Origin of the sequence: Clostridium saccharoperbutylacetonicum N1-4(HMT) (assembly GCF_000340885.1) — a bacterium.
Lineage (GTDB): Bacteria > Bacillota > Clostridia > Clostridiales > Clostridiaceae > Clostridium > Clostridium saccharoperbutylacetonicum.
Map to the genome: position 1 here is coordinate 6,111,947 of NC_020291.1, position 13,165 is coordinate 6,125,111.

Annotated in this window: 11 protein-coding genes; 3 read left to right on the forward strand and 8 right to left on the reverse strand. The window is 28.5% G+C overall.

Going from position 1 to position 13,165, the window contains the following annotated elements; translation table 11 throughout:
- Positions 1-187: 187 nt before the first annotated feature.
- From CSPA_RS26615 to CSPA_RS26645, 7 genes are all read right to left on the reverse strand, one after another.
- Positions 188-454 carry a metal-sensing transcriptional repressor gene (locus CSPA_RS26615; RefSeq protein WP_015395523.1) on the reverse strand — a complete coding sequence of 89 codons (267 nt, stop codon included), beginning with the start codon at positions 452-454 and terminating at the stop codon, positions 188-190.
- 198 nt (positions 455-652) lie between these two features.
- Positions 653-2,434 carry a sensor domain-containing diguanylate cyclase/phosphohydrolase gene (locus CSPA_RS26620; protein ID WP_015395524.1) on the reverse strand — a complete coding sequence of 594 codons (1,782 nt, stop codon included), beginning with the start codon at positions 2,432-2,434 and terminating at the stop codon, positions 653-655.
- A gap of 158 nt (positions 2,435-2,592) precedes the next feature.
- A complete protein-coding gene (locus CSPA_RS26625) occupies positions 2,593-3,783 on the reverse strand; it encodes an amidohydrolase (protein WP_015395525.1) in 1,191 nt (396 codons plus the stop codon).
- Between the two features lie 17 nt (positions 3,784-3,800).
- Positions 3,801-4,889, reverse strand: a complete 1,089-nt coding sequence (locus CSPA_RS26630; protein ID WP_241393363.1) for a CPBP family intramembrane glutamic endopeptidase — start codon at positions 4,887-4,889, stop codon at positions 3,801-3,803.
- Positions 4,890-4,903: 14 nt separating this feature from the next.
- A complete protein-coding gene (locus CSPA_RS26635; protein WP_015395527.1) occupies positions 4,904-5,686 on the reverse strand; it encodes a carbon-nitrogen family hydrolase in 783 nt (260 codons plus the stop codon).
- A gap of 29 nt (positions 5,687-5,715) precedes the next feature.
- Positions 5,716-6,060 (reverse strand): phenylpyruvate tautomerase MIF-related protein, encoded by a 345-nt coding sequence (locus CSPA_RS26640; protein ID WP_015395528.1) that lies wholly within the window; start codon positions 6,058-6,060, stop codon positions 5,716-5,718.
- A gap of 141 nt (positions 6,061-6,201) precedes the next feature.
- Complete coding sequence (locus CSPA_RS26645) at positions 6,202-8,199, reverse strand: methyl-accepting chemotaxis protein (protein WP_015395529.1); 1,998 nt, start codon at positions 8,197-8,199, stop codon at positions 6,202-6,204.
- Between the two features lie 505 nt (positions 8,200-8,704).
- On the opposite strand from CSPA_RS26645, the gene CSPA_RS26650 reads away from it, so the two are divergent.
- The 3 genes from CSPA_RS26650 to CSPA_RS26660 all read left to right on the forward strand — a co-directional run bounded on the left by CSPA_RS26650 (position 8,705) and on the right by CSPA_RS26660 (position 11,614).
- On the forward strand, positions 8,705-9,088 hold the full coding sequence (locus CSPA_RS26650; RefSeq protein WP_015395530.1) for a response regulator: 384 nt from the start codon (positions 8,705-8,707) through the stop codon (positions 9,086-9,088).
- 29 nt (positions 9,089-9,117) lie between these two features.
- Positions 9,118-11,157: an ATP-binding protein gene (locus CSPA_RS26655; protein ID WP_015395531.1), complete on the forward strand. Its 2,040-nt coding sequence runs from the start codon at positions 9,118-9,120 to the stop codon at positions 11,155-11,157.
- A gap of 85 nt (positions 11,158-11,242) precedes the next feature.
- Positions 11,243-11,614 carry a hypothetical protein gene (locus CSPA_RS26660; RefSeq protein ID WP_015395533.1) on the forward strand — a complete coding sequence of 124 codons (372 nt, stop codon included), beginning with the start codon at positions 11,243-11,245 and terminating at the stop codon, positions 11,612-11,614.
- Here the strand turns inward: CSPA_RS26660 and CSPA_RS26665 are convergent.
- Positions 11,598-13,148 carry a methyl-accepting chemotaxis protein gene (locus CSPA_RS26665; RefSeq protein WP_015395532.1) on the reverse strand — a complete coding sequence of 517 codons (1,551 nt, stop codon included), beginning with the start codon at positions 13,146-13,148 and terminating at the stop codon, positions 11,598-11,600. The two genes, CSPA_RS26660 and CSPA_RS26665, sit on opposite strands and share 17 nt — an antisense overlap.
- Between the last annotated feature and the right edge of the window lie 17 nt (positions 13,149-13,165).

Consider the following 13,165-nt stretch of genomic DNA (forward strand, 5'->3'; position numbering starts at 1 on the left):
TATAAATTAACCACCTATTCTAATTTTCAATGATCATTGATCAATTTTCAATTGTAGGTGCTCAATCATTATTCTTGTTATATATTTTTTGTTTATTTTAATTTTTAATTATCAATTTTCTATGCTCAATTATTGGAATTCTATTAATAATTATCAATATTACAGAAACCCTTAATTGCTTTCGTCTTTATTTTGAAAGTAATTTTTCTAGAACTTTGCTAAGTTCTTCTATTTTTTCATCTGGATTATTATTCATACAAGCTTCTTTTACACAATGACGCAAATGCCCCTGAAGTATAGTTAAATCAGCTTTTTTTATTAATGATTGAACTGCCATTAGTTGATTGGCTATATCTATACAATATCTATCATCTTCAATCATCTTAATTATTCCTTCGATTTGACCTTTTGCAGTTTTTAATGATTGTAATGCTTTTTTTCTTTCTTCACTCATCTTACTTCCTCCTCCCCCCTAGGGGGTGTTTATAATATTATTATACTTCACTAAATACCTTTGTCAATAAAATAAAAAAAATACATACAAAAAAGTTTAAATTAAGTGTTAAAGTCAAAATTACTATTAACAACATTTATTTAATACAGCTTTATATATATTTTTTTAATAAATAACTTTAAATTTTTATTTAAATTACTAATTATATTTATTTCTAGTCTTTGTGCTTTCTAAATAATCTACAAAAACTCGAACTATATCTGGATCAAATTGAGTTCCTGCACACCTTTTTAATTCATTAATAGCTTCATTTCTACTCAAAGGTTTTCTATAAAGATCATTACTCGTCATTGAATCATATGAATCTGCAATACTGACTATTCTAGATATTAATGGAATAGACTCTCCCTTTAACTTTAACGGATATCCGTTTCCATCCCATCTTTCGTGATGAGATAGTACTCCTTGTGCAACATTACCTAATTGATTAGTTGCTTTTATAATTCTATATCCCTTTTCAGTATGAGTCTTAACTATTTCAAACTCATCAGCAGTCAAAATGCCTGTTTTGAGTAATATTTGCTCACTAATTCCTATTTTCCCTATATCATGAAGCTTAGCAACTATTTTTAATTCATCTATAATTGACATCGGTAATGACAATTTTTTTCCCATGATTAAAGAATAATTCAAGACTCTCTCTGTATGTTCTTCTGTTTCCAAATTTTTAGTTTGTAAACTTACTTGTAAAGAATTCATAACAGCACTATTAAGGCTATTTTTATTCAATAATTTCTGTCTATATACCTTATCATCTGCTTCTTTCAATGCCTCATATATACTTTTATTTAAACTATTTGTTATTGCTGAACCTAAAGATATACTTATATCAATTAAATTGTGTTCATAGGCCTTACACTTGTTAAATATTTTTCTAATAATCTCCTCACATTCATAATCAGTTGAATTTGGAATTAAAATCACAAATTCATCGCCTCCTGTTCTGAAAATAAATTGTTCATCTGTACATACAGCTCTGAGAACATTAGCTATTTTCTTTATTAATTCATCTCCCTTATAATGGCCAAATGTATCATTCACTAACTTTAATCCATTTGCATCTCCCATAATAACTCCAATAGGCAGATATTTTTCACAAGATAATTCTTTCACTTTCTCTTCAAAAAATGTTCTATTATACAGGCCTGTTAAAACATCTGTAAAACTTAAATGTTTTAACTTTTCCTCTGTTTCTTTTTTCTCTGTAATATCCAAAATTAGTCCAACTACGCCAACTGCTTCTCCATATTTATCGATTACAGGCACCTTTCTTGCTTCTGTATAAATATTTTTTTCTTCACCAGAATCAAGAACTGTTTGATAATTTATGCTTTCCTTTTTCTGTAACACTTCATTATCTTCTATTGTATATTTTTCAGCTAATTCTTTATCTCCATGTACTTCACTATTAGTTTTTCCAGCTAACTTTTTCATTTTATCTTTACCATAAAATTTATCAAATTCTCTATTTGTATAAATATATTTTCCTGCTTTATCTTTATAAAAAACCATTCCTGGTAAAGTATCCATAACAACTTTCAATATATTTTCCTGCTGTTCAATAATCTTATCCTTTTGATTCTCCGCAGTTAGATTACAATAAACTCCAGCTATAGCCATCACTTTATCTTCTTCAGCAATTAGTGGAAATAAGTTATACATCATCTTGGTTTTATTAATGCGACATTCTCCATTTTGAGGCTTTAAATCCTTAATTACAAGATTGTACTTATCAGCATTATCCTTCTCATCTGTTTCACCGAAGATTTCTTCATGACTTAGTCCAATAAATTCAATATTCTCTTTTTCAAACAGCTTTGCATATTCATTATTAACATATACATATTTTAAATCTAGATCCTTTATCCATATCGCATACGGCATATTATCAACTAATAACTTGAATAGCTTATAGTCCATATTATAGTAATCCTCTCTTAATTGATATTCTATAATCTATGTTTTCTCCATAAAAATCACTTACATTTTACCATAAATATACTATACAATAAAGTTAACAGCTAGCAATTAATGCCTTTTATGGCTAATTAATTGCTAACTGTTACTACTTTAATATATTATTTATGTACCTCTTGCTTATAGTTCTTGTCCACTATTTCCTTTAAAACACCTTCTGCTAACTTAGCAAAATATTTTGAGCAATTTAAAATAGCTGCTTCATCCACTTGATATTCTGGATGATGATGAGCATATGATTTTCCCGTTCCAACAATAATAAACGCTCCTGGAATTTTCTTTTGATAATATCCAAAGTCTTCTCCTTCTAATCCCATAGAAATTTGCTTGACATCATATCCAATTCTTCTTCCAAGTTTAGTACAATACTCAACCCATTCTTCTGAATTATTCGTTGCAGGAGAACTTGGATGCCATATAAGTTCTCCATTTCCACCTAGGATTTTAGCTCCCCCTGTGATTATTTCCTTCATTCTTACATAAATAAATTCACGTATATTCTCATCTAAAGTCCTAACTGTACCTTCAAGATATGCATAATCCGGAATTACATTCCAAGTATTTCCTGCTTCCATATGAGTAATACTTAAAAGTGCACTTTCAGTTGGACCTACATTTCGACTAATAATTGTTTGAAGCGATGTCACTATGTTGCTTGCAATTATAATAGGATCTATGCTTTTTTGTGGCTTTGCAGCATGGCTGCCTACTCCAGTAATTTTAATTTCAAACCTATCAACAGATGCAGTCATAGCACCACTTCTTATTCCCATGACTCCAACGTCTTCATCTGATATATTATGTACTCCAAAAATTGCATCAACATCATTCAATACACCAGTTTCAATAATTTTTATTGCTCCATCAGCACTTTCTTCTCCTGGCTGAAATATAAATTTGACTGTTCCTATTAAAGATTTTTGGTGCCTTTTAACTAAATATGCCGCTCCTAAAATTGCAGCTATATGAAAATCATGCCCACAGGCATGCATTTTTCCCTTAATTTTAGATTTATAAGGTAAACAGGTTTCTTCATGAATTGGCAATGCATCAATATCACATCTTATTGCAATGATCGGTCCATTAGGATTTCCTTTTATTTGTGCTACCAAACCTGTTTCTAATGGCAAATCAAGAACCTCTATATCTGCTTTTTTTAGTAATTTTTTTATTAACTTTGTTGTTTCAAATTCTTGATTCGGTAGTTCAGGATTCTCATGTAACTTATGAAATAAATTAATAAGTTCATCATTTAAGTTTTCTATTATTGATGATAGTATCTTATTGACCATATCTCTACCCCTTTATGCTAATTATTTAATACTTTCATTACATTTATTGCTAACATAGTACCTATAATAAATACAATATAAAAAACTATATAAGCTATTGACCATCCACCACTAAAAGAAGCCCTAATCTTTTCATGGATTTCAAGTATAGTTGTATCCTCTTTTATTATTTTCATGAAGTCTTTCCCATATTTAATAATAAATAAAGCTAAGGCAGTAATTCCAACAATCACATATAGAAAAGAAAATGCCATTTGCACTCCTGGTATCTTTAACAATGTAATCGCTGATAATATGAATGTTATGGTGTTATTAAACATATGGGCTATTATCGATGGAAAAATAGAGTCTGATTCTATTGCTATAAATGCTAATAGTATTCCTACTAAAATAGGATTAATAAATTGAACTAAATTCAAATGGAACATAGAAAACAAAATTGAGGATAGAATAATGGCAGTTAAATTACCATACTTCCTCATACTTTTAAGAATGAATCCTCTAAAAATTATTTCCTCTAAAATAGGTCCTACCAAACAAACATATAACAAAAACAATATTAGATATAGTTTTTCATTTGGGAAACTAAAATTTGGTTGGGGGATAATTATACCCTTAGTTTTAAGAATAGTATAATATATTGAATAAATTATGCTGGAAATCATTCCTGTTCCTATACACGAAACAGCTCCAAGCAATATAAAGCTTTTAGATGCTTTATTCTTAGTAAATAAATCTTCTTTTAATTTTATTTTTGTAATTAATATTGCAACTATAATTGCCAGAATATCCCCTAATACACATGGAAGATATCCTACAAGAAAACTTCGTACATCATCTGAAAAAGTTATTGAAAAGTTATTATGATAATATTTTTTAGAAATATAGTTAATAAATTTAACTATAAATATAATTCCATATCCTATAGCATATGTTGATATTGCCAAAATCAATAGTATCTTAGAACATTTACCACCTGTCTTCTTTATCTCTGCTTTTAATTCTAATTCTTTTACTTCCATTTCCTGTTCAAAATCATTTATCATCATTTTACCGCCATTCCAAAAACAATGATCAATTGTCAATTTTGATTGATCCTTGAGCATTGACAATTGACAATTTATTTATTATTTAAGTGCACATATAATTTTTCTCTTCTATCAAGTTTTATATTAAATATGCTTTTTATTTCCGTAACCTTTTCCATTTTTAATTCTTTTATTATTAAGCCTTCTTTATCATTAATATCATTTAATATTTTTCCATTTGGATCAACAAAAATTGATGCTCCATTATAGTGTAATCCACCACCAAAACCAATTCTATTTATTCCTATAATATAGCACTGGTTTTCAATTGCCCTTGCTTTTAATAATGTTATCCAATGCTCTTCCCTAGCATCTGGCCAGCTTGCAGCCACAGTTATTATCTGTGCTTCTTTAGATGCTATTTGAAAAATTTCTGGGAATCGTAAATCATAACAAATAAATGGACTTAAATTAAATTCATTTATCCTACAAATATTTATTTCATCTCCGGAGTCAAACTTTTCCTTTTCTCCTCCATAGGAAAAAGGATGTATTTTAGAATATTTAGCTAAAATCTCTCCTTTATTTGAAACAATTGTATATATATTTTTACCTTTTTCATCAACTCTTATTGCAAAACCAAGCCCTATATTTATATTATAATTTTGGGCTAATTTCTTAGCCCACTTAATGATTTTTTCTTCTGACAATGTGAGATTATTAATGTTCATAGTAAACCCTGTCAAAGCCATTTCTGGAAATAATATCAACTCCACATTATCTTTTGCTGCCTTTTTAATATACTCTTCAATCTTGATAATATTTTGATTAACCTTCTCCCAAGCTATATCTATTTGAGCAATTCCTATAATCAATTCTTCTCCCCCTCATAATCACTGACAGATTAAAAGTTTTTTCCGTTCCAACCCCAATCACTTACTTCTTCATATTTCACATATATTTTATTTTGAGGTATTTCTAATTCTTCTTCATATATTTTGCAAATTTCAGCTGTTAAATTTGCATAAGCATCTTTGCTCGCTTTTCCAAATATTTTAACTTCAATAAATGCACCTTTTTCTAATTTTTCTCCTGCAAAATATAATGAGTATCCATCTTCAAAGCCAACCATTAAAAAAGTTTCACTCTTTCCAGGAATTAATTCAATTGCTTTTCCTAACTTTGTTTTAATTATTTCCTCTTTTTCCTTTGAAATTTCAACACTAACTTTTGATCCTATAAATGGCATTGTGTACAATCTCCTTCCAATAAATAAATTTATAAATGAAAATAACAAACTAACATTATTTTTACTGCTAACCTAATATTCTCAATTATACTTAGTATTTTATTTAATTATATTCCCATATTAATTTACATTTCAATACACTTAGATTTTAAATTTTTGTATCATTTCATTTAGATCTTGAGAAAGCTGTGATTGACTTTGAGCTGTTAATGTTATTTCATCTATGGCTTTAGATGTTTCAGTTATATTATTCATTATTCCATCAGTTTCTTGTGAAGACTTTTGTGCTGTATTAGCCATGCTTTCAACTGCTCTACTTACTTGATCCATTGTAGCTAAAATCTCTTTTGACATTTCTGCTATCTCATATGACATTTTGCTTACAAATTCCACATCCATATAATTTTCCTTACCAACTTGTATCATTTCTTCAAACTTAGGATTTAGTCGTTCTTTTATAAATAGCAATACTTCATTACTATTATTTGAAAGATTATTAAAAGCAGTTTGAACTTGTAAAATTGTATTTTTTATTGATTCTACAGCTTCTGAAGATTGTTCTGCAAGTTGCCTCACTTCTTCAGCAACTACAGAGAATCCTTTACCTTGTTCTCCAGCCCTTGCAGCTTCTATAGCTGCATTTAGTGCTAGTAAATTTGTCTGCTCTGATATATCTGCAATGGTATCTGCCATAACTCTTATATTTTCTACTACTTCACCTTCTTTTATGGCTTTCATGATTTTTTCTTCTTTTTCACTGAATAATGTTTCTATTTCTTTAAGGGATTCCAAAGATTTATCCTGCATTTCTTCTATTCTAATTTTTGTTACATTCGCATTATTACTGCCTTCAACTGCTTTGTTGGTTAATACATTTATACTTGAATCCACTTCTTCTATTGAAGCACAGATTTCTTCTGACGCAGCACTAGTTTCTTGAATCCCAAAATTGATATTTTTAATGCCATTATCAATATTATGCTCCATTGCAGTAAATTCTTCCATGGTTGCAAATAATTCTTCACTAGAAGCACTCATATCTTGAGAGTTCTCCATTATTTTTTTTATTAAAATAGTTAACTCTTTTCGCATCCTTTCTATTCCTTTAGCTAAATCTCCTATTTCATCTTTACGCTTTAAACTTTTTTCCGAAAGTTCAATAGTAAAATTACCTTCTGCCAACAATCCAAAATGCCCTACTGCTCTTAATAATGGTTTAGAAATAGTATTACTAATATATAAATATACCACTATCCCAAACAATAATAATATTATTAATGATGATACAATAGTACTTGTAATAAAACTCCTTAAAACCATTTGACCTTCCACTTTGCTTCTCCCCGTAAATAATATACCAATTACCTTATTATTATCTCCAAGAATAGGAGTGTACATTGTATCATACTTACTCCCAAGTATATCAGCCTCACCTGAATAAGAATTATTATCAAAAACTACTTTTGAAATTTTCTCATCTAACTTCGTACCAACAGCTCTATTTCCATCCTTCATTAAAGTAGTTGAAATTCTAATATCATCAAGAAAAATAGTTGCATCACAATCATATTTTTCCTTTATGTAATCTACCACATTATCAGAATCTAATCTATATCCTACAGATATAACGCCAATTATATTGCCCTTTTCATCTTTTACTGGAATTCCTGATCTTGCTGCAAGTTTTACTTGAGTTCCACCTTCAACTTGTGAATTTGCTTTTCCTAGGATAGCATTTTTAACGTTTGCCTGATTTATAACACTATCCCCCTTTTTATCGGGTTCATGAGTTCTAACAATCACATTACCTTTCTCATCTGTAACTGTAACAAATTCAACATTTGAATTTTTTAAAATAATTTTTAATTCATTCAAGAGTTCATCACTATTTTTTTCTTCAACTAGCTTTATAACTGTTGAATTAAATGATAGTTGAGTTCCTATATTCATAGATTCATTTTTTAATTCATTTATCTTATCACTTAGCAAATAATTTGCTCTTAGCACTTCATTTTTATTATTACTACTTGAATAAGAATCAAACTTTATTGCATTAATAGTTAAAACAGAACCTGCTAATAAAATTATAATTGCAAAAATAAATATAAGTAATTTAAATTTTAACGAATTTAATTTCATATCTATACCTCCCAGCACTTTAACTTGTGTTTAAAATCGCTATTCCTATAGACTTTTATTCGATATTAATTTACAATTTCCTCTTTAAACTTACATCTGTTTTCATATATATTTGCTAATAACTTCTTGAACTGTTTCTTTTTAATATGCAATGAATTTCTACTAAACATTTTCCTTACCTGCTCTCCTAAAAAAATGAAAGCTGGCTACTTTCAAAATATCCTGACATAATAGTTTTTGCATTTATGAATTCCATACTATTTCTCCTAATTCACTTGAATATAAATACCAATAATTAATTTACAATTCTAATATATCTCATCTAACTTAACATAGTTATGTCATATTTTGAAAGCCTATCTATAAAATAATTAAATTGTATAAAAAAATTTCAATGTTAAGTTAAAAATTTTATTGAAATATGTTATATTATTAATATATGGGTATAAATTTTGGTAAAAATGGTATCTAGGTATTGAGGTTTCATTATGGGAGGGGTGTTTATATGAATAAATTAACAAGTAAAATTTTAATTGTAGATGATAATCTTGCAAATATTTTGTTGTTAGAAAAAATGTTGACTATATCTGGTTACAAAAACATCAAATCTTCGACAGATGCTAGACTTACTTTGGAATTATTTTCAACTTTCCAACCAGACTTAGTATTATTAGATTTTAGAATGCCATTTATGGATGGTCTAGAAGTTATGGATCAATTATATTCATCACAAAATTACTGTATGCTACCTATAATAATGATTTCTGCTGAAAATGATAAAGAGTATTACGAAGAAGCTCTAACTAAAGGTGCTATGGATTTTATCACCAAGCCATTTAATTATAGCGATATTATTTTGAAAATAGATAATGTATTACAATTTGCTTAACTGCTAAAGACAATTTATGAGGTGCTTCTATGGATAATTTAAAAACTAAAGATCATATTTCTTTGCACAAACTAACTTGGCAGTCTTATATTCGCAATGCCTTCATACCATTAATAATTGTACAAGTTATTTCCATATGTGTATATTTTATTTCAATAGTTTTATGTTGGACAACAATATCAGATATGGATTGGAAGCTAATAGTAGCTACGCCAAAAGAAGATATTTATTCTACTGTTAATGCTTTAAACCATACTTTAATTAAATTAGGCTTTGCTTCTATTATCATACAATCAATTTTGACTTGCTTATTATTCTTATCCTTCATTACAAAAAGTGCTAAAAAGACAAGTTATTTAATCTCTAATTCTTTCTTGAAAATCAAAGAACTTATGGACCAAATCGGGAATGGATACTATAGTCCTAAAGCACCTGAATTTGATATTGAAGAACTAAATGATTTATCAATTAATTTAACTAGAATGGGTCAACATTTAGGCGAAACAAATAAAAATTTATTGCTTACCCAATATGAACTTAGGAAAAAGGAAACTGATTTAAAAGCTTTAGTAAATTCAATTAACGACATAATCATGGAAGTAAATTCTGCTGGTGATATAACAAACTTTTGGTCCAGATCTCACTATGACTTATACAAACAATATATGCACAATAAATTGACCTCTATTTCTTTTATTTTAGACAATGAAACTACTAAAATAGCTAAAGAAAAAATTTCGTATGTCCTTCAAACAAAACATACACTTAATATGGATTTTTGTGTAGAATCAAATTCTAATATAAAGTGGTTTGAGGCGTCTATTTCTCCAAGATTGAATAGTGAAAATAGGGTTGTTGTTTCTGCTCGTGACATAACCGAACACAAAAAGCTTTCTGAATCTATTATCATTGCAAAAGAAGAAGCAGAAAAAGCCAGCAAAGCAAAATCCGAATTTTTATCAAGCATGAGCCATGAACTCAGAACTCCACTTAATGCAATACTAGGTTTTTCTCAAATTTTAGAGTTAGATCCTGAATCACCCTTAACAAATTCTCAAAATCAAAGTGTTAAGGAAATAATTAAAGCTGGAAATCACTTACTTGAATTAATAAATGAAGTTCTAGATTTAGCAAAAATTGAATCTGGTAAATTAAGTATTTCTATGGAGACAGTTTCTATTAAATCAATACTTGAAGAAACTCTAACCTTAATACGTCCTTTTGCTGATAAAAATGGTATAAAAATAAATTTCTCACAAATTAAAAATTCAGAAGAATTTGTTTATGCAGATCACATGCGCTTAAAGCAAATATTACTTAATTTATTGACCAATGCAATTAAATATAACAAACCAAGTGGAGAAGTAACTTTTTATCATGATAAAATAGATAATAAATTTAGGTTCCACGTAATTGATACTGGTATAGGATTATCTGAATGTGAAATCAATTTGATTTTCAAGCCTTTTCATCGTTTAAATACTATTAACAATTCAATTGAAGGTACTGGTATAGGTCTGACTGTAGCAAAACAACTTGTAGAATTAATGAATGGTGAAATACATGTAACTAGTGAAAAAGGTATTGGCAGTCATTTCTGGGTAGAGTTTTCTCTTATTGAAGCTAGTAGTATAGAAATTCCAAAAAATACTTTATCAATTGATAGTAAAAAAACAAATTTTAATAATAAAAATTACACTGTATTATATGCAGAAGATAATCCTGCAAATTTAAGACTTGTTAAACGTATCTTATGTCAAATAAATAATTTAAAAATGGTTTCTGCAACTTCTGGGGAATTGTGTATTGATTTAGCTATATCTCATAAACCAGATCTCATATTGCTAGATATCAACCTCCCTGGAATAGATGGTTATGAAGTTTTCAAAATATTAAGGCTACATGAAGAAACTAAAAATATACCTGTTGTTGCAATTAGTGCTCATGCAATGCCAAAAGATATTCAAGCTGGTCTTTCTATTGGTTTTTCAGACTATATAACTAAACCTATTAACATTTCAATTTTTCTTGAAAAAATATCAACTATTTTAAATAAAACAAAGACTTAATGACATCCGTCAATGTTCAATTTTTCACAATTGAACATTGACAATTAATCATTAGAAATAAATATGCAAAGGAGACTTACGAATTATGAATTTCAATTGTAAATATGACATAATCGGTTTTTCTACTGATTTAGGTCTTAGCATAAAAGAAATTTCCGAACTTTATTATGAATTAATTAATGAACTAAATTTAGCTCTACTGGAATTAAAAACTCTTGTAGATGGACAAGATTATACAAAAATACAAAATATAATTCATAACATTAAAGGTGTTTCTGGTAATTACAGAATAAATGATATTTATAATGAAACTACTAGGATTAATGATCTTCTAAGTTCTAATGACTATTCTACTCTAAAAAAAGATTTAACTAACTTGTTTGCTATTTGCATTGATGCCCAAAATGAAATACGATTCTTTTTTGAACAAGCATTAAAAATTAAACTTTTAATTTAAACCTATTTACCTGTTCTTTTAACATTTCAGCTTGAGATGCTAATTCTTCACTAGCAGATGCACTTTCTTCTGCAGTTGCAGAATTAGTTTGTACTACATTAGATACCTGCATAATACCTTGATTAATTTGAGCAATTCCTTGTGCCTGTTCATTTGTGGCTACTGATATTTGATTTATAAAATCAGCAACCTGTATAGTATCTTCCACTATTTTATTTAATGACTCAGCAGTCTCATCTGCAATACTTGTTCCCATTTCCGCCTTGCCAATGCAGCCTTCAATCATTTCTGTAGTCTCTTTGGCTGCATTTGCTGATCTTGCAGCTAAATTCCTTACTTCTTCAGCCACTACAGCGAAACCTTTTCCATGTTGCCCTGCTCTGGCTGCTTCAACTGCTGCGTTTAATGCAAGAATATTAGTTTGAAATGCAATTTCATCTATTACTTTTATAATCTTATATATATTTGAAGATGCATTATTTATTTCTGCCATAGCTTTCTGCATTTCTTTCATCTTTTCGTAGCCTTCTTCTGCATTTACTTTAGCACTCATTGCTATCTCATTTGCATTAGAAGCATTTTCTGCATTCATTGTAGTCTGAGAAGTTATTTCTTCAATGGATGCCGTTAATTCTTCCACAGAACTTGCTTGTTCCATTGCACCTTGTGAAAGAGCAACACTTGAATCTGATACTTGATTCGAACCAGCTGATACCTGCTCCGCTGCAGAATTAATATTAAACATAGCATCACTTAACTTATCAGTCATTTTTCTAAAAGCATCTGCTAATAATCCAATTTCATCTCTTCCACTTATATTTATATTTACTTCAAAATCTCCATCTGCTACTTTATTTGCAATTTTTATTATTTTATTAACCGGCTTGCTTATTGATGAAGAAATTAACATTCCTATTAACATAGCTATCACAACGCCAATAACCAAAATTATTATAGTTAAAACTGTTGTTTGTGCTGCAGTTTTAGTATTACCATCAGAAGTTTCTTTTGCAATTTGCAATTTTAAGTCAATATAACTATCAAGAGTTGTTTGTAACTTTTCTAATGCTGGTTTACCTTGACTATAAAGTAAATTAAGGGCCTCACTATCTTTACCATTATTTTTGAATTTAATTATATTGTTTATTATATCTATATAATTAGCTTTATATGTTTTTAAATCTTTCATATATTGCTGTCCTTGAGTTGTAAGAGTTGTTGAAGTTAATTTATCAAGTGCAGAATCAAATTTACTGCTTGCATCCTTTATTTTACTATCAAATTGTTGTATTTCTGAAATATCATCTGTTAGCAAAACATCTCGTATATAGCCTCTCATATCATTAAAAGAATTTGAAAGATCAATGGTATCTCCTAATGGTGCTGTCATTTTTTCATATAATTTAGTGTCAAGGTCACTGATTTTATTAATATTAGCAATTCCTTGAATCCCAATAAAGGCAGCAATCAAAGTGACTATAAGAAACCCAAAAATAATTTTTACCTTTACCTTCATATTATTAAACCAATTCATTCTTATCCACCTCTCAG

What these genes read in the sequence shown, in the direction of transcription:
- CSPA_RS26615 (WP_015395523.1), bottom strand. Translation starts at nt 454, where the DNA reads ATGAGTGAAGAAAGAAAAAAAGCATTACAATCATTAAAAACTGCAAAA.
- CSPA_RS26620 (WP_015395524.1), bottom strand. Translation starts at nt 2,434, where the DNA reads ATGGACTATAAGCTATTCAAGTTATTAGTTGATAATATGCCGTATGCG.
- CSPA_RS26625 (WP_015395525.1), bottom strand. Translation starts at nt 3,783, where the DNA reads ATGGTCAATAAGATACTATCATCAATAATAGAAAACTTAAATGATGAA.
- CSPA_RS26630 (WP_241393363.1), bottom strand. Translation starts at nt 4,889, where the DNA reads ATGCTCAAGGATCAATCAAAATTGACAATTGATCATTGTTTTTGGAAT.
- CSPA_RS26640 (WP_015395528.1), bottom strand. Translation starts at nt 6,060, where the DNA reads ATGCCATTTATAGGATCAAAAGTTAGTGTTGAAATTTCAAAGGAAAAA.
- CSPA_RS26645 (WP_015395529.1), bottom strand. Translation starts at nt 8,199, where the DNA reads ATGAAATTAAATTCGTTAAAATTTAAATTACTTATATTTATTTTTGCA.
- CSPA_RS26650 (WP_015395530.1), top strand. Translation starts at nt 8,705, where the DNA reads ATGAATAAATTAACAAGTAAAATTTTAATTGTAGATGATAATCTTGCA.
- CSPA_RS26655 (WP_015395531.1), top strand. Translation starts at nt 9,118, where the DNA reads ATGGATAATTTAAAAACTAAAGATCATATTTCTTTGCACAAACTAACT.
- CSPA_RS26660 (WP_015395533.1), top strand. Translation starts at nt 11,243, where the DNA reads ATGAATTTCAATTGTAAATATGACATAATCGGTTTTTCTACTGATTTA.
- CSPA_RS26665 (WP_015395532.1), bottom strand. Translation starts at nt 13,148, where the DNA reads ATGAATTGGTTTAATAATATGAAGGTAAAGGTAAAAATTATTTTTGGG.